Annotated in this window: 13 protein-coding genes; 9 read left to right on the top strand and 4 right to left on the bottom strand. The window is 73.5% G+C overall.

The window, feature by feature from the left end:
- Positions 1-68 precede the first annotated feature (68 nt).
- Entirely contained in the window at positions 69-1,640 is a 1,572-nt protein-coding gene (locus tag AB0P35_RS17010) for a N,N-dimethylformamidase beta subunit family domain-containing protein (protein ID WP_363511375.1), read from the top strand.
- A 12-nt stretch (positions 1,641-1,652) separates the two neighbouring features.
- On the opposite strand, the gene AB0P35_RS17005 is transcribed toward AB0P35_RS17010, so the two are convergent.
- Positions 1,653-3,308 carry a penicillin-binding transpeptidase domain-containing protein gene (locus tag AB0P35_RS17005; protein WP_363511373.1) on the bottom strand — a complete coding sequence of 552 codons (1,656 nt, stop codon included), beginning with the start codon at positions 3,306-3,308 and terminating at the stop codon, positions 1,653-1,655.
- 116 nt (positions 3,309-3,424) lie between these two features.
- A complete protein-coding gene (locus tag AB0P35_RS17000) occupies positions 3,425-5,302 on the bottom strand; it encodes a phospholipid carrier-dependent glycosyltransferase (protein WP_363511371.1) in 1,878 nt (625 codons plus the stop codon).
- 119 nt (positions 5,303-5,421) lie between these two features.
- Between AB0P35_RS17000 and rsmI the strand changes: the two genes are divergently transcribed.
- From rsmI to AB0P35_RS16970, 6 genes are all read left to right on the top strand, one after another.
- Entirely contained in the window at positions 5,422-6,267 is an 846-nt protein-coding gene (gene rsmI / locus AB0P35_RS16995) for a 16S rRNA (cytidine(1402)-2'-O)-methyltransferase (RefSeq protein ID WP_363511369.1), read from the top strand.
- Positions 6,268-6,468: 201 nt separating this feature from the next.
- Positions 6,469-6,915, top strand: a complete 447-nt coding sequence (locus tag AB0P35_RS16990; RefSeq protein WP_363511367.1) for a hypothetical protein — start codon at positions 6,469-6,471, stop codon at positions 6,913-6,915.
- An 89-nt stretch (positions 6,916-7,004) separates the two neighbouring features.
- Positions 7,005-8,624, top strand: a complete 1,620-nt coding sequence (gene metG, locus AB0P35_RS16985) for a methionine--tRNA ligase (protein ID WP_363511365.1) — start codon at positions 7,005-7,007, stop codon at positions 8,622-8,624.
- Positions 8,624-9,502 (top strand): TatD family hydrolase, encoded by an 879-nt coding sequence (locus AB0P35_RS16980; protein WP_363511363.1) that lies wholly within the window; start codon positions 8,624-8,626, stop codon positions 9,500-9,502. Before metG ends, AB0P35_RS16980 begins: the two co-directional genes overlap by 1 nt.
- A gap of 102 nt (positions 9,503-9,604) precedes the next feature.
- Entirely contained in the window at positions 9,605-10,489 is an 885-nt protein-coding gene (gene rsmA / locus AB0P35_RS16975; RefSeq protein ID WP_363511361.1) for a 16S rRNA (adenine(1518)-N(6)/adenine(1519)-N(6))-dimethyltransferase RsmA, read from the top strand.
- Positions 10,486-11,412, top strand: a complete 927-nt coding sequence (locus AB0P35_RS16970) for a 4-(cytidine 5'-diphospho)-2-C-methyl-D-erythritol kinase (protein WP_363511359.1) — start codon at positions 10,486-10,488, stop codon at positions 11,410-11,412. Before rsmA ends, AB0P35_RS16970 begins: the two co-directional genes overlap by 4 nt.
- Here the strand turns inward: AB0P35_RS16970 and AB0P35_RS16965 are convergent.
- On the bottom strand, positions 11,393-11,971 hold the full coding sequence (locus AB0P35_RS16965) for a Uma2 family endonuclease (RefSeq protein WP_363511357.1): 579 nt from the start codon (positions 11,969-11,971) through the stop codon (positions 11,393-11,395). The two genes, AB0P35_RS16970 and AB0P35_RS16965, sit on opposite strands and share 20 nt — an antisense overlap.
- 142 nt (positions 11,972-12,113) lie before the next feature.
- Here AB0P35_RS16965 and AB0P35_RS16960 point away from each other — a divergent pair, with 142 nt between their 5' ends.
- A complete protein-coding gene (locus AB0P35_RS16960) occupies positions 12,114-13,913 on the top strand; it encodes an ABC-F family ATP-binding cassette domain-containing protein (RefSeq protein ID WP_363511355.1) in 1,800 nt (599 codons plus the stop codon).
- A 60-nt stretch (positions 13,914-13,973) separates the two neighbouring features.
- Here the strand turns inward: AB0P35_RS16960 and AB0P35_RS16955 are convergent, their stop codons facing one another.
- Positions 13,974-14,171, bottom strand: a complete 198-nt coding sequence (locus tag AB0P35_RS16955; protein WP_144298624.1) for a hypothetical protein — start codon at positions 14,169-14,171, stop codon at positions 13,974-13,976.
- A gap of 143 nt (positions 14,172-14,314) precedes the next feature.
- Here AB0P35_RS16955 and AB0P35_RS16950 point away from each other — a divergent pair, with 143 nt between their 5' ends.
- Positions 14,315-15,649, top strand: a complete 1,335-nt coding sequence (locus tag AB0P35_RS16950; protein ID WP_363511353.1) for an MFS transporter — start codon at positions 14,315-14,317, stop codon at positions 15,647-15,649.
- Positions 15,650-15,663: the final 14 nt, after the last annotated feature.

Raw genomic sequence — 15,663 nt, 5'->3', positions numbered from 1 at the left:
CCCCGCCGTGCGCCACGATGATCCACAAGACTCGTGCCGGGACGGTCGGCAGCCAGGGAGGGCGGCGGATGGCGCACAGCGACGGCACGGCGGGCACCGACCGCCGGCGATTCCTCGGACTTGCGGTCGGTGCGGCCGCCGCGGCCGGTGCCGCCGGCGGCTGCGCCCCGGCGGCCCCGCACGGGCCCTCGGCCGACGCCCAGCGGTCCTCGGCCGCCCGCCCCGCGCCCTCCGCCACCGCGGCCGAGAACGCGCTGCCCGGGGACCGGGACTGGAGGGTCACCCGGCCCGGCTCGCCCGAGGCGATCGATGGCTTCGCCGACCGGGTGAGCGTGCTGCCGGGGGAGCCGTTCGGCCTGTACGTGTCGACCACCGTGCCCACCTTCCGGGTCCGCGCCTACCGGACGGGCTGGTACGGCGGCGCCCGCGCCCGGCTGGTCTGGCAGTCGGACCTCCTGCCCGGCACCCGGCAGGCCGACCCGTCGGTGGACCCCGCGACCCGCATGGTCCGCACCGGCTGGCGGCGCACCGCCACCGTGCAGACCCGCGGCTGGCCCGAGGGCAGCTACCTGCTCCGGCTGGACACCGGGGACGGCTCCGCCCAGCGGTTCGTCCCGATCACCGTCCGCTCCCGCGCCACCGCCGGGCGGACGGTGGTGGTGAACGCGGTCACCACCTGGCAGGCCTACAACGAGTGGGGCGGCCACAACCTCTACAACGGCCCCACCGGGGGCCTGGCCACCCGCTCGCTGCAGGTGACCTTCGACCGCCCCTACCGCTACGCCGACGGCGCCGGGCTGTTCCTGGTCTACGAGGCGCCGCTGATCGCCCTCGCCGAGCGGCTCGGCCTGCCGCTGGCGTACACCACGACCGTCGACCTGGCCCGTGACCCGCAGCTGCTGCGCGGCGCGCACGCCGTCCTCTCGCTCGGCCACGACGAGTACTGGTCGCCGGAGCAGCGCGCCCACGTCGCGGCGGCCCGGGACGCCGGCACCAACCTGGCGGTGCTCGGCGCCAACTGCTGCTTCCGGCGGGTCCGCTACGAGCCCTCCAGCCTCGGCCCGGACCGGACGGTGGTCTGCTACAAGGGCGCCTGGCAGGAGGACCCGGGCCGCCGCGCGGGGCACCCCGCCACCAACGACTTCCGGGCCGCACCGGACGCCGACCCGGAGAGCTCGCTGCTCGGGGTGATCTACGACGGCTACCCGGTGGACGCCCCCTACGTGGTCACCGCGCCCGACCACTGGCTGTTCGCCGGCACCGGGGCGAAGGCCGGCGACTCCTTCCCGCACCTGGTCGGTGTCGAGTACGACCGGGTGAACACCGCCTTCCCCACCCCGCGGCCGATCGAGATCGTCGCGCACTCCCCGGTGGTCTGCGACGGCCGCCGCTCATGGGCCGACACCGCCTGGTGGACGCTGCCCGGCGGTGCCGGGGTGTTCGCCAGCGGCACCATGCGCTGGGTCGAGGCCCTGGACGCGCAGGGCCCCGGCGGGCACGGGAACCACGGCATGGACGCCCGGACCGGCGACCTGGTGCGCCGGGTCACCGAGAACGTCCTCACGGCCCTCGCCGCCGGGCCGGCCGGGCGGGCGCACCCGGCCGTGGACAACGTCGCCGCCGTCCACGGCCAGGGCTGACCGCCCGGCGGATCAGCCGTTGCCGATCCGCAGCAGCTTCGCGGCGGCCGGCGCGGCCGCCTGCGCGCCGTGGCCGCCGCCCTCGACCTCGGCGGCCACCGCGAGGTTGCCGCGGTAGGCGGTGAACCAGGCGTTGGTCTCCTTGCCGTCGACCTCGGCCGTGCCGGTCTTGGCGTAGACGTCGCTGATCCCGGCCATCGGCGTGCGGGCGGTGCCCTCCGTCACCACCGCCCGCATCAGCGAGCGCAGGTCGGACAGCACCTTCGGGTCGAGGTTCCGGGAGGCCTTGGCGATGTCGCTCTTGCCCGGCACCAGCACGGGCTGGTGGAAGGTGCCGTTCTGCACGGTGGCCGAGACGGAGGCCATCGCCAGCGAGTTGGTGCGGATCTTGCCCTGGCCGATGAACTCGGGCAGCGCGCCGTTGATGTTGGACGGCACCGGGATGTCGGTGTCGAAGGCCGGCAGGCCGGTGTGCCAGACCAGCCCCAGACCGAAGACCTCCTTGGCGATCTTCGGCAGACTGTCGGCCTTCAGCCTGTCGTTGCCCGCGTTGATGAAGGCGGTGTTGCAGGACTGCGCGAAGTCCTGCCGGAAGGTGTACTCCGGGTGGGCCTCGGGGAAGTCGTTCGCCACCGGCTGGCCGCCGGCCGTGGTGTTGGACGGGCAGGCGATCGGGGTCTGCGGGGTGACCCCGGCCTCCAGCAGGGCCGCACCGGTGAGCACCTTCATCGTGGAGCCGGGCGCGGTGCCGCCGGCGAAGGCCCGGTTCTGGCCGCCCGTCGGGGCGTTCGCGAAGGCCAGGACGTTGCCGGTGCTCGGCTCGATCGCGACCAGCGAGGCCTTGTGCGCGCCGCCCTTGGACTGCTCCTTCACCGCCTCCTCGGCGGCCTGCTGCAGCTGGGCGTCCAGGGTGAGCCGCAGTGAGGGCACCGGCTTGGGCTCGGTGATCACGAAGAGCTGCTCGGGCTTGGCCTTCCCCGAGTCGTCCGAGATCACCACGCCGCTGCCGGCGTCCGCCGGGTCGCCGGAGGTGCCCTGCTTGAAGACGTCCAGCAGCCCGGTCAGCGAGGGGAAGGCGGCCAGCGAACGGCCCTTGCGGTCGGTGACCTGCGCGGCCTGCGCGAAGACCGGCTTCACGTCGATCGTCCTGCCCTCGCCGAGGTGCGGGTGCACCACCGTGGAGCTCCACTGCACGGCGGCCTTGCCGTCGCTCATCTTCACCATCGGCAGCACGCCGTCGTACGTCCAGGCCTTGGCGGAGCCCGCGAACTCGACCTTGGCGGAGAAGGACAGCATGACCGCCTTGGCCGCGTTGGCCGACTGCGGCGAGGGCGCGCCCGCCGGGGCGGCGGTCGGGCCGCCCGCGGTCAGCGTGATCGCGCTCGGTTTCAGCTTGGTCCGGAAGGCCACGAGCGCGGCGTCGGCGGTGTCCGGCCGGTCGGTCTCGGCACCGGCCGCCTCCAGGTCGCCCTTGGACCAGGCCGCCAGGAAGGCCTTGGCGGCCTCCGCGGCCTGCTGCTCGGTCGGCGAGCCGGCCACGACCGTCCGCGGCCCCTTCGGCTTGTCGTCGCCGGTCAGCGCCGAGGCGATGTTGTACGCCCCGTACCCCCCGACGGCCAGCATCGCGACACAGACGGTGCCGATGCCGATCTTCACGCCCTTGTGCACGGTGTCCCCCCATGGGTATAGCCCGACGGCCGACCGCACCACGGTAGAACACCGAACGTGCGTGCACCCGCGACACGGTGGTCACATGTGACACATCCGTTGCCGCCGGGCCGCGGTCAGATCCAGCTGGTGAACCACATCCGGGCACGCCAGTCGTCCATCGGGATCGTCTCTCCCGTATACAGCGGGTGGAAGTACAGAAAGTTCCACATGACCGCGAAAACGAGCAGACCCGCCGCCGCGCCGCCGACCAGCCGGCGGTCCCGTCCGGCCCCCGCCGGGCCGAGCATCGCGCCGATCATCATGGTCACCGCCAGCACGAGGAACGGGACGAAGGCGACCGCGTAGAAGAGGAAGATCGTCCGCTGCTGGTACCCGAACCACGGCAGGTAGCCCGCGGCCAGCCCGCAGAGCACCGCCCCGGCCCGCCAGTCCCGCCGCAGCGCCCAGCGGTACAGGCAGTACGCCAGCGCCGCGATCCCCGCCCACCACAGCACCGGGGTACCGATGCCCAGCACCTCGCGGGCGCACTCGGCGGCGGTGCAGCCCGCCTGCCCGGCCTTCGGGGACTCGTAGAAGAAGGAGACCGGCCGACCCAGCAGCAGCCAGCTCCACGGGTTCGACTGGTAGGTGTGCGGGCTCGTCAGGTGGACGTGGAAGTCGTACATGGTGGCGTGGTAGTGCCACAGGCTGCGCAGCCCGGCCGGCACCCAGCTCAGGTCGACCTGCGACAGCGGCAGCCCCAGCACGTGGTCCGGCGACAGGCCGGCCCGGTGCTCCGCCCAGTCCCGGCCGTAGCCGCCCTTGCCGGGCACCGTGCTGCTGAGGAACCAGCCCGTCCAGGAGGCCAGGTACACCCCGACGGTCACCACGAACAGCAGCGGCAGCGCCACCACCGCGTCGAACAGGCCCCACAGCCACCACTGCCGGGCGCCCGCCGCCCGGCGGGCCGAGGCGTCCCACAGCACGCTCATCACCGCGAAGGCCAGCAGCGCGTACAGGCCGCTCCACTTCGTCGCGGTCATCAGGCCCAGCGACACGCCCGCCGCCAGCCGGTACGGGCGCCAGCCCAGGAACAGCCAGTCCGCGCCCGCACCGCTCTCCAGCCGGCGCGCCACGATGCCCCGGGTGCGGTCGCGGTCCAGCAGCAGGAAGCCGAACGCGGCCACGAACCAGAACATCACCACCAGGTCGAGCAGCGCCGTACGGCTCATCACGAAGTGCAGCCCGTCGACCGCCAGCAGCAGCCCCGCGACACAGCCCAGCAGCGTCGAGCGGAACAGCCGCCGGCCGATCCGGGCGATCATCAGGATCGACAGGGTGCCCAGCACCGCCGTCATGAACCGCCAGCCGACCGGGTTCATCCCGAAGACCTGCTCGCCCAGGCCGATGATCCACTTCCCGACCGGCGGATGGACGATGTACGCCGGGTCCACCCGGTACGGCACCGTCGGGTGCCCGGCGGTGATCAGGTTGTTGGCGTCGTCCGCCCAGCTGGTCTCGTAGCCGCCCCGCCAGAGTGAGTACGCGTCCTTGGCGTAGTACGTCTCGTCGAAGATCAGCGCCTTCGGCGTGCCCAGGTGCCACATCCGCAGCAGGCCGCCGAAGACCGCCACCGCCACCGGGCCGATCCAGCCCGACCAGCGGCACAGCCACGACCACAGCCCGTCCGGCAGGCGCAGCCCCAGCTGCAGCAGCACCGGCGAGGGCGGCACCACCGCCGGGGTCACCCCGGGGCCGTCCGGCATCGGCGGCACCAGCCGCTCCGCCACCGGCACCGGCTCCGCCGCGCGGTAGCCCACGCGCTCCAGCCGCCGCTGCCAGAACGGGCGCTCGGGCTCCGGCTCCGGCCCGCGCGGCCCGGGCACGCCCGGAACCGCGGGTGCGCCGCCGGGCGCCGCGGTGGACGCGCTCAGCAGCGCCACGCCGCCCTGGTCGGTGTGGTCCGCGCCCCCAGGCGCCTCGGATGACGTGTCGCCGCTCACGCGCCACATCGTAGGGGCGCTCCACCGGAAGGAGGAGGGCCCCTCCGAAGCTCCCCGCGAACCTGCCCGGTTCGTCACCGTTCGCCCGGCCGCACCGCCACCGCCCCGGCCCTGGGAGGATGGTGCCCGTGACAGGTGTACTCGTGCTGGCAGGAACCCCCATCGGCGACGTGAGCGACGCCCCGCCCCGGCTGCTCACCGAGCTCGCCGACGCCGACGTCATCGCGGCGGAGGACACCCGGCGGCTGCGCCGGCTGACCCAGGCTCTCGGCGTCGCCCCGACCGGCCGGGTGGTCTCCTACTTCGAGGGCAACGAGGTGGCCCGCACCCCCGAACTGGTCGAGGCGCTGCGCGGCGGCGCCCGGGTGCTGCTGGTCACCGACGCCGGCATGCCGTCGGTCTCCGACCCCGGCTACCGGCTGGTCGACGCGGCCGTCGCGGCCGGCATCCGGGTCACCGCGGTGCCCGGGCCCTCCGCGGTGCTCACCGCGCTCGCCCTCTCCGGGCTGCCGGTCGACCGCTTCACCTTCGAGGGCTTCCTGCCGCGCAAGGCCGGAGACCGGGCCCGCCAGCTCGCGACCGTCGCCGCCGAACCGCGCACCATGGTCTTCTTCGAGGCCCCGCACCGGATCGCCGAGACCCTCGCCGCGATGGCCGAGGCCTTCGGCGACGACCGCCCCGGCGCGGTCTGCCGGGAACTCACCAAGACGTACGAGGAGGTCCGCCGCGGCCCGCTCGCCGAGCTGGCCGCCTGGGCCGCCGACGGCGTCCGGGGCGAGATCACCGTCGTGGTGGCCGGCGCCCCGCCGGCCGCGCCGGAGGCCGTCGGCCCCGCCGAGCTCGCCCGCCGGGTGGCCGTCCGGGAGGAGGCCGGCGAGCGCCGCAAGGAGGCCATCGCGGCCGTCGCCGCCGATCTCGGCCTGCCCAAGCGGGACGTCTTCGACGCCGTGGTGGCCGCGAAGAACGCGGGCTGACCAGGAGTGCTCCCCGGGGGTGCCGCGCGTACCGTGGAGGGAAGCACCCCGGCAGTGCCCGCGTTTCACCGGCTGCGTACAGGTCTTCCCAACGCACGTCCAAGACTTGACAAGTCGGGTGGGAAACCGGCCCGCGCGGGCATTGTCCGAGATGGAAGACCCGAGCCGGACGACCGTCCGGCGGGCACCTGGGAGACGGCTATGAGCGAGACGATCGGTAGCCCTCTGACTGGCGAAGCGCCCAGCGGCGTCGGACTGACCACCCGGCGGCCCCCGAAGATCGAGATCGTTCGGGAGGCGTACTCCTTCGCGTGCCTGAGCTGCGGCTACGGCTGGGAGCAGGCGTACGACATCGAGCACCACGTGGACCGGGAGGGCCGCATCGTCTTCGAGTACAAGGCGAACGGCGTCCGGGTGCCCTCGCCGCTGCGCGAGCCCACCTGCCCGGGCTGCGGAGGCCACAAGGTCCGGATCATGCGCGAGGGCCGGGTCGCCGGCGCCGAGGGCCAGGTCCACCACGCCCCCGGCTACCAGAGCCACCCTGAGCCCGACGAGCCCCGGCGCACCGCGCCCGAGGAGCAGCAGCACGCGGTGCCCGCCGGGCAGCGCCGCCGCTGGTTCGGCTTCTTCGGCCACCGCGCCGACTGAGACCCGGCCCGCCAGGGCCGCCGCGCGGGGCCGCCCCGGGCCGGTAATCGGTCGAGGGCGGTTCCCCCGCGCGACTAAGATTCGGTGGCATGGCGGCCACTGAAGACCACACCACCACCGAGGCCACGCGCTCGGCGTACTACGTCACCACCCCGATCTACTACGTGAACGACCGCCCGCACCTGGGCCACGCGTACACCACGGTCGCGGGCGACGTCCTCACCCGCTGGCACCGCCAGCGCGGCGAGAACGTCTGGTACCTCACCGGTACCGACGAGCACGGCCAGAAGATCATGCGGACCGCCGAGGCCAACGGCGTCACCCCGCAGGAGTGGTGCGACAAGCTGGTCGAGGAGGCCTGGAAGCCGCTCTGGCAGCACCTGAACATCGCCAACGACGACTTCATCCGGACGACCCAGCAGCGGCACACCGACCGCGTGCAGGAGTTCGTCCAGGACCTCCACGACAAGGGCGAGATCTACAAGGGCGGCTACTCCGGCCCGTACTGCGTCGGCTGCGAGGAGTACAAGCTCCCGGGCGAACTGCTCCCCGGCGCCACCGAGGACGAGAAGCTCTGCCCGATCCACAAGCGCCCGGTCGAGTGGCTGGAGGAGGAGAACTACTTCTTCCGGCTCTCCGCCTACGGCCCCAAGCTGCTGGACTTCTACGCGGCCAACCCGGACTTCATCGCCCCGGCCTCGGCCCGCAACGAGGTGCTGCGCTTCGTCGAGCAGGGCCTGCAGGACCTCTCGATCTCCCGCTCCACCTTCAACTGGGGCGTACCGCTGCCCTGGGACGAGAAGCACGTCCTCTACGTCTGGGTCGACGCGCTGCAGAACTACATCACCGCGGCCGGCTACGGCGCCGACCCGGAGCGCTTCGCCGAGCTGTGGCCGGCCTCCGTCCACCTGGTCGGCAAGGACATCCTCCGCTTCCACGCGGTCATCTGGCCGGCCATGCTGATGGCCGCGGGCCTGCCGCTGCCCAAGCGGGTCGTCGCCAACGGCTGGCTGATGGTCGGCGGCGAGAAGATGTCCAAGTCCAACCTGACCGGCATCTCGCCCACCGACCTCACCTCGCACTTCGGCGTGGACGCCTACCGCTACTACTTCCTGCGGGCGATCCCGTTCGGCACCGACGGTTCGTTCTCCTGGGAGGACTTCACCGCGCGGTACACCTCCGAGCTCGCCAACGACTTCGGCAACCTGGCCTCCCGGGTCGCCGCCATGGTCGGCAAGTACTTCGAGGGCGCGCTGCCCGCGGCCACCGCCGCCGGCCCGGCCGAGCAGGCGGTCGTCGACGGCCTGGCCAGGGCCGCCGCCGAGGCCGACCGGAAGATCGGCGAGGAGCTGGACTTCGCCGGCGGCATCGCGGCGATCTTCGAGTTCGTCAAGCTGGTCAACGGCTACCTCACCGAGCAGGAGCCCTGGAAGGTCGCCAAGGACACGTCCGAGGAGGGCCAGGCGCGCCTCGCCACCATCCTCTACACCGCGGCCGAGGCGCTGCGCGCCACCGCCGTCCTGCTCAACCCGGTGATGCCGACCGCCTCCGGCAAGCTGTGGGAGTCACTCGGCGCCCAGGACTCGCTCGGCGCGCTCGCCGACCAGACCATCGCCACCGTCGCCGACTGGGGCCGGCTGCCCGCCGGCACCACCGTCACCAAGGGCGACATCCTGTTCCCCCGCCTGGAAGAGAAGCCCGCCTCCTGATGGCCAAGAAGGACGACGACCGGTCGACCCCGCCGCCACTGCCGGAACCCCTGGCCGTGGCGGTGGCCGACTCGCACACCCACCTGGACATGCAGAACGGAACCCCCGCCGAGGGCCTCGCGAAGGCCGCCTCGGTCGGGGTGACCACCGTCGTCCAGGTCGGCTGCGACGTGCGCGGCTCGCGCTGGGCGGCATCGCTCGCCGCCGAGTTCGACGCCGTGCACGCGGCCGTCGCCCTGCACCCCAACGAGGCGCCGCGGATCTTCCTCGGCGACCCGGACGGCTGGTCCGGGCAGCACCGGGCCCCGGGCGGCGCCGCCGCCCTCGACGAGGCACTCGCCGAGATCGACGCGCTCGCCGCCCTGCCGCACGTCAAGGCGGTCGGCGAGACCGGCCTCGACTACTTCCGCACCGGCCCCGAGGGTGTGGACATCCAGAAGGAGTCCTTCCGCCGCCACATCGAGATCGCCAAGCGGCACGGCAAGGCCCTGGTCATCCACGACCGGGATGCCCACGAGGACGTCATCGCCCTGCTGCTGGAGGAGGGCGCGCCCGAACGCACCGTCTTCCACTGCTACTCCGGCGACGCCGAGATGGCCAAGGTCTGCGCCGAGCACGGCTGGTACCTGTCCTTCGCCGGCCCGGTCACCTACAAGGCCAACCACGCCCTGCGCGAGGCCCTGGCGGTGACCCCGCTCGACCGCGTCCTGATCGAGACGGACGCCCCCTTCCTCACCCCGCACCCCTTCCGCGGCCGCCCCAACGCCCCCTACCTGATCCCGGTCACCCTCCGCGCCATGGCCGCGCACCGGGGCATCGGGGAGGACGAGATGGCCACCGCGATCGCCGACAACACCGCCCGCGCCTTCGGGTACTGACGATCGAAGGACTGCTGGTCACGGCGGTGCCGTTCCCGGTGGAGATCGACCTCAAGCAGGTCGTCGAACTCTGAGCCGCCGCGGCGCCCGTATCCTTGCGGGGTGAGCAGCACCGATCCCGCACCCGCCGCCGACCACCACCTGCTCGGCGCGGCCGACATCCGCGAGCTGGCGGCCGCCTTCGGCGTGAAGCCGACCAAGCAGCGCGGCCAGAACTTCGTCATCGACGGCAACACCGTGCGCCGGATCGTCCGCGCGGGCGGGGTGACCGCCGAGGACAGCGTGGTCGAGGTCGGCCCGGGGCTCGGCTCGCTCACCCTGGCCCTGCTGGAGGTCGCCGCGCACGTCACCGCGGTCGAGATCGACCCGCTGCTCGCCCAGCACCTCCCCGCCACCGTCGCCTCCCGGATGCCGGATAAGGCGAAGGACTTCGACCTGGTGCTCTCCGACGCCATGGAGGTCACCGAGCTCCCCGGCCCGGCGCCGACCGCGCTGGTCGCCAACCTGCCCTACAACGTCGCCGTGCCGGTGCTGCTGCACATGCTGCAGACCTTCCCGAGCATCGAGCGCACCCTCGTCATGGTGCAGAGCGAGGTCGCCGACCGGCTCGCCGCCAAGCCCGGCAACAAGGTGTACGGCGTGCCCTCGGTGAAGGCCAACTGGTACGCCGAGGTGAAGCGGGCCGGCGCGATCGGCCGCAGCGTCTTCTGGCCCGCGCCGAACGTCGACTCCGGCCTGGTGTCGCTGATCCGCCGCGACCCGCCGAAGACCACCGCCTCCCGCGCGGAGGTGTTCGCCGTCGTCGACGCCGCGTTCGCGCAGCGCCGCAAGACCCTGCGGGCCGCCCTGGCCGGCTGGGCCGGCTCGCCGGCCGGCGCCGAACAGGCGCTGGCCGCCGCCGGGATCGACCACAAGCTGCGCGGCGAGATGCTGACGGTGGAACAGTTCGCCGCCATCGCCGAGCACAAGCCCGAGGCCCAGAAATGATCACGGTTCGCGTCCCCGCCAAGGTCAACGTCCAGCTCGGGGTCGGCGGCCTGCGCGCCGACGGCTTCCACGACCTGGCCAACGTCTTCTTCGCCGTCGGCCTGTTCGACGAGGTCACCGCCACCCCCGGCGAGGGCGTCACGCTCTCCTGCACCGGCCCCGACGCGGCCTCCGTCCCGCTGGACGACACCAACCTCGCCGCCCGTGCCGCCCGGCTGCTGGCCGCGCACCACGGCCTCGGCGACCCGGGCGTCCACCTGCACATCGCCAAGGCCATCCCGGTGGCCGGCGGGATGGCCGGCGGCAGCGCGGACGGCGCCGCCGCCCTCGTCGCCTGTGACGCCCTGTGGGGCCTGGACACCCCGTTCGACACCCTGCTGGAGCTCGCCGCCGAACTCGGCTCCGACGTGCCGTTCGCCCTGCTCGGCGGCGTCGCGCTGGGCCGCGGCCGCGGCGAGATCCTGGACGCCCTGCCGGTCGCCGGCACCTTCCACTGGGTGTTCGCGGTCGCCGACGGCGGGCTCTCCACCCCGGCCGTCTTCCGTGAGTGCGACCGGCTCCGCGAGGAGGCCGGCACCGGCTCCTCGGCGGCCGACGTCCCCACCCCGGACGCCGACCCGGCGCTGCTCGCCGCCCTCGCCTCCGGCGACCCGGTGGCCCTCGCCGCCGCCCTCACCAACGACCTGCAGGCAGCGGCCCTGGCGCTGCGGCCCTCGCTCGCCGACACCCTGGCCGCTGGCACCGAGGCCGGCGCGATCGGCGCCCTGGTCTCCGGCTCCGGCCCGACCTGCGCCTTCCTCGCCAAGGACGCCGACGCCGCCACCGCGATCGCCGCCGCCCTCACCGCCTCCGGCACCTGCCGGGCGGCCCACGCCACCCACGGCCCGGTCCGGGGCGCGGAGGTCAGCGCACCCAGGCCTTGAACGGCTCGGTCTCCAGGCTGATCCCGACCGGGTCGGGCAGCACGACGGTCTTGCCGAAAGGCCGCCGGACCAGGCTCACGTACTGGCCGTCCTCGGGCTCGCTGAAGACCAGCACCTCGCAGCTGTCCCGATCGACCAGCAGGTAGACCGGGATGCCGGTCTCCGCGTAGGCGCGCGGCTTCTCGTCCCGGTCGCGGCGGTCGGTGTCGGTGTCGTAGGAGGTCACCTCGACCACCATCACGGCCCGGTCGGCTGAGGCCCACTCGCCCTGGCCCGCGAAACTCCCCTTTGGAGACAGCACCCCGTCGGGCTTGGCGTGACCCTTGCGGTAGGTCTCCACCCGCAGTCCACGTTCGGGGTAGAGCCAGAGATCGGGGCGCTGCTGCATGCACTGCTCCATCACCCAGCGGATGATCTCGTCGTGGTCGCCGTCGGGCACTGCCTTGACCCCCATCCGCCCGTGGATGAACTCCATCCGCACACCCTCGCGCTCGGCCGCCACGGCGATGCGCTCGAACTCCTCGGCCAGCATCTGCGGCCGGTCCTCCACTGCCGTCACCGCACACCTCCCGCTCTCCGGTTCGCTGCTGCGACTTCTCGCACGGTACCGCGTCGGAGCAGCGGGCCGGGCGGCTTCCGGGTGCCCACTAGGCTGGGTGGTCGGAGACCTCTCTCGACCCCCTCCCAGGAGCGCAGCAGCAGTGGCCGTCAACCTCGCCACCATCGAGTCCGTCACCAAGGTGTACGGCACCCGTGCCCTGATGGACGGGGTGAGCCTCGGCGTCAGCGAGGGGGACCGGATCGGCGTCGTCGGGCGCAACGGCGACGGCAAGACCACCCTGATCCGGATGCTCGCCAAGCTGGAGGAGCCGGACAGCGGGCGGATCACCCACTCCGGCGGGCTGCAGATGGCCGTCCTCACCCAGCACGACTCCCTCGACCCGAAGGCCACCATCCGGCACGAGGTGATCGCCGACCGGGCCGACCACGAGTGGCTCGGCGACGCCAGGATCCGCGACATCATCGAGGGCCTGTTCGGCGGGCTCGACCTGCCGGGCTTCGCGGACGGCCTGGACACCGTGATCGGCCCGCTCTCCGGCGGTGAGCGCCGCCGGATCGCGCTGGCCAAGCTGCTGCTCGGCGAGCCCGACCTGATCGTCCTGGACGAGCCCACCAACCACCTCGACGTCGAGGGCATCGCCTGGCTCGCCCGCCACCTGCAGAACCGCCGGTCGGCCCTGGTCTGCGTCACCCACGACCGCTGGTTCCTGGACCAGGTCTGCACCCGGATGTGGGACGTGCAGCGCGGCGAGGTCCGCGAGTACGAGGGCGGCTACTCCGACTACGTCTTCGCCCGCGCCGAGCGTTCCCGGATCGAGGCGACCGAGGAGCAGAAGCGGCAGAACCTGGCCCGCAAGGAGCTGGCCTGGCTGCGCCGCGGCGCGCCCGCCCGCACCTCCAAGCCGCGCTACCGGATCGAGGCGGCCAACGCGCTGATCGCGGACGTGCCGGAACCGCGCGACAAGAGCGAGCTCATGAAGTTCGCCAACGCCCGCCTCGGCCGCACCGTCTTCGACCTGGAGGGCGTGAGCATCAAGGCCGGCCCCAAGCACCTGCTGGACCACGTCACCTGGCAGCTCGGCCCCGGCGACCGGATCGGCCTGCTCGGCGTCAACGGCGCCGGCAAGACCTCGCTGCTGCGGGCCATGCAGGCCGCGTACGCCACCGAGGGCGACGTGCAGCCGTCCGGCGGTGTGATCAAGGTCGGCAAGACGGTGCGCCTGGCGTACCTCTCCCAGGAGGTCGCCGAACTGGACCCGGCCACCCGGGTGCTGCAGGCCGTCGAGCAGGTCCGCGGCCGGGTCGACCTCGGCAAGGGCCGGGAGATGAGCGCCGGTCAGCTCTGCGAGCAGTTCGGCTTCGGCAAGGACAAGCAGTGGACGCCGGTCGGCGACCTGTCCGGCGGCGAGCGCCGCCGCCTCCAGCTGCTGCGGCTGCTGATGGACGAGCCGAACGTGCTCTTCCTCGACGAGCCCACCAACGACCTCGACATCGAGACCCTCAACCAGCTGGAGGACGTCCTCGACGGCTGGCCCGGTTCGATGATCGTGATCAGCCACGACCGGTTCTTCATCGAGCGGACCACCGACACCGTCTACGCGCTGCTCGGCGACCGGCGGATGCGGATGCTGCCGAACGGCATCGACGAGTACCTGGAGCGCCGCGCCCGGATGGTCGAGGCGACCGCCCCCGCCGCCGTGGCGGCCCCGGCCGCGCCGGCGAAGCCCGCCGCCGACACCCGGCTGGCGAAGAAGGAGATGCAGAAGCTGGAGCGGCAGATCGCCAAGCTGGACGACCAGGAGTCCAAGCTGCACGCCCAACTCGCCGAGCACGCCGCCAACTTCTCCAAGGTCGCGGAACTGGACGCGCAGCTGCGCAAGGTCCGCGACGAGAAGGAGGAGCTGGAGATGGCCTGGCTCGAACTCGCCGAGCAGGTCTAGGAATCGGCCGAGGGGCGTCCGCAGCCGGGCGCCCCTCGCCGGGCCATCAGCAGCGGGCCCTCAGCGGCGCGGGCGGAACCGGCGGGCCGTCTCCCAGCCCGAGGCCAGGAGCAGCGCCGCGGCGAAGAGCGCCCAGGCGGCCGAGCCGCCGTGCCGGTACTGGGTGACGCCCAGGTCGAGCAGCAGCAGGTTGAGCGCGAGGCACAGCACCGCGAAGAGCTTGTCGAACACACCGTTCTTGTCGAACACGTCGGCCACGTGCGCCCTTTCGGATCCGGAGGCGGCCACCATACCGCCGTACCCGGGACGGCGCACCACCCCGGCTCCCGTTCGGCCGTTCGCTGCCGAATCACCCGTGTGCCCGCTGTCCGCGCAGGTCAGCGCCTTGCCAGGCTGACGGCATGACACATGACACCCCCTCGGCACCCTCGCCGGCGCTGCGCCGGGCGGCCTCCGCCGCCCTCCTCGGCACCGCCGTCGAGTTCTACGACTTCTTCATCTACGGCACCGCAGCCGCGCTGGTGTTCGGCCGGGTGTTCTTTCCCGGACTCGGCGCGGCCGGCGGGCTGTTGGCGGCCTTCTCGGTCTACGCGGTGGCGTTCGTCGCCCGCCCACTGGGCGCCGTCGCCTTCGGGCACTTCGGCGACCGGCTCGGCCGGCGCGCGACCCTGGTGGTGTCGCTGCTGCTGATGGGCCTGTCCACCGCGGCGGTCGGATTGCTGCCCGACTACGGGCGCTGGGGCGCCTGGGCGCCGGTGCTGCTCACCGTGCTGCGCTTCTGCCAGGGCCTGGGGCTGGGCGGCGAGTGGGGCGGGGCGGCGCTGCTGGTGGCGGAGCACGCCCCGGCGGGTCGCCGCGGCCGGTACGGCGGGCTGCTGCAACTCGGGCCGTGCGCCGGGTTCTTCCTCGCCACGGCGGTGTTCCTGCTGCTGGGCGGCGTGCTGGACGAGGCGGCGTTCCTCGCCTGGGGCTGGCGGGTGCCGTTCCTGGCGTCGCTGGTGCTGGTGGCGATCGGGCTCTTCGTCCGGCTGCGGGTGGCGGAGAGCCCGCTGTTCCGGGCGGAGCGGCGGCGGCCCCGGGTGCCGGTGGCGGAGGTGCTGTCCCGGCACGGCCGCCCGGTGCTGCTCGGCGCGGGCGCGGTGATGTCCGGGTACGCGCTGTTCTACCTGACCACCACGTACGCGCTGGCGCACGCGACCGCGGACCTCGGCGTCGGGCGGACCCTGGTGCTCGGGCTGCTGCTGGCCGGCGCGGTGCTGAAGGGCGGCACGGTGGTGCTGAGCGCGCGGGCGAGCGACCGGTTCGGCCGGCGGCGCACCCTGATGGCCGCGACCACCCTCGCGGCGGGCTGGTCGGCGGTGCTGTTCCCGCTGCTGGAGACCGGCCGGACGGCCTGGATCGGGCTCGCCCTGCTGGGGGCGATGGCGGTGCTCGGCGCGATGCTCGGGCCGGTCGCCGCGTACCTCCCGGAGCTGTTCCCGACCCGGGTGCGCTACACGGGGGCGGCGCTGACGTACAACCTGGCCGGGGTGGTGGGCGGGGCGACGGCGCCGCTGGTGGCGACCCGGCTGACCGCGGCGTACGGCACGGCGGTGCCGGTCGGCTGGTACCTGGCGGCGCTCGGCGGGGTGTCGGTGCTGTGCCTGCTCGGCCTGCCGGAGACCCGCGGGGCGGAACTGGCGGCGGCCGGCCGCCGCACCCCCGTGCTGGACGGAGGTGCGGCGACCGGCCGGTGACGGCGCCGTGCGGC

The organism is Kitasatospora sp. NPDC085879 (assembly GCF_040686255.1).
Classification (GTDB): domain Bacteria; phylum Actinomycetota; class Actinomycetes; order Streptomycetales; family Streptomycetaceae; genus Kitasatospora.
Note: the sequence above shows the minus strand (reverse complement) of the source record. Positions and strands in the feature narration are given on the sequence as shown.

Excerpts from the sequence above, each read along its gene's own strand:
- AB0P35_RS16990 (WP_363511367.1), top strand. The coding sequence starts at position 6,469 with ATGAGCGAGACGATCGGTAGCCCTCTGACTGGCGAAGCGCCCAGCGGC.
- AB0P35_RS16980 (WP_363511363.1), top strand. The coding sequence starts at position 8,624 with ATGGCCAAGAAGGACGACGACCGGTCGACCCCGCCGCCACTGCCGGAA.
- metG (WP_363511365.1), top strand. The coding sequence starts at position 7,005 with ATGGCGGCCACTGAAGACCACACCACCACCGAGGCCACGCGCTCGGCG.
- AB0P35_RS16950 (WP_363511353.1), top strand. The coding sequence starts at position 14,315 with ATGACACATGACACCCCCTCGGCACCCTCGCCGGCGCTGCGCCGGGCG.
- AB0P35_RS17010 (WP_363511375.1), top strand. The coding sequence starts at position 69 with ATGGCGCACAGCGACGGCACGGCGGGCACCGACCGCCGGCGATTCCTC.
- AB0P35_RS16970 (WP_363511359.1), top strand. The coding sequence starts at position 10,486 with ATGATCACGGTTCGCGTCCCCGCCAAGGTCAACGTCCAGCTCGGGGTC.
- AB0P35_RS17000 (WP_363511371.1), bottom strand. The coding sequence starts at position 5,302 with ATGTGGCGCGTGAGCGGCGACACGTCATCCGAGGCGCCTGGGGGCGCG.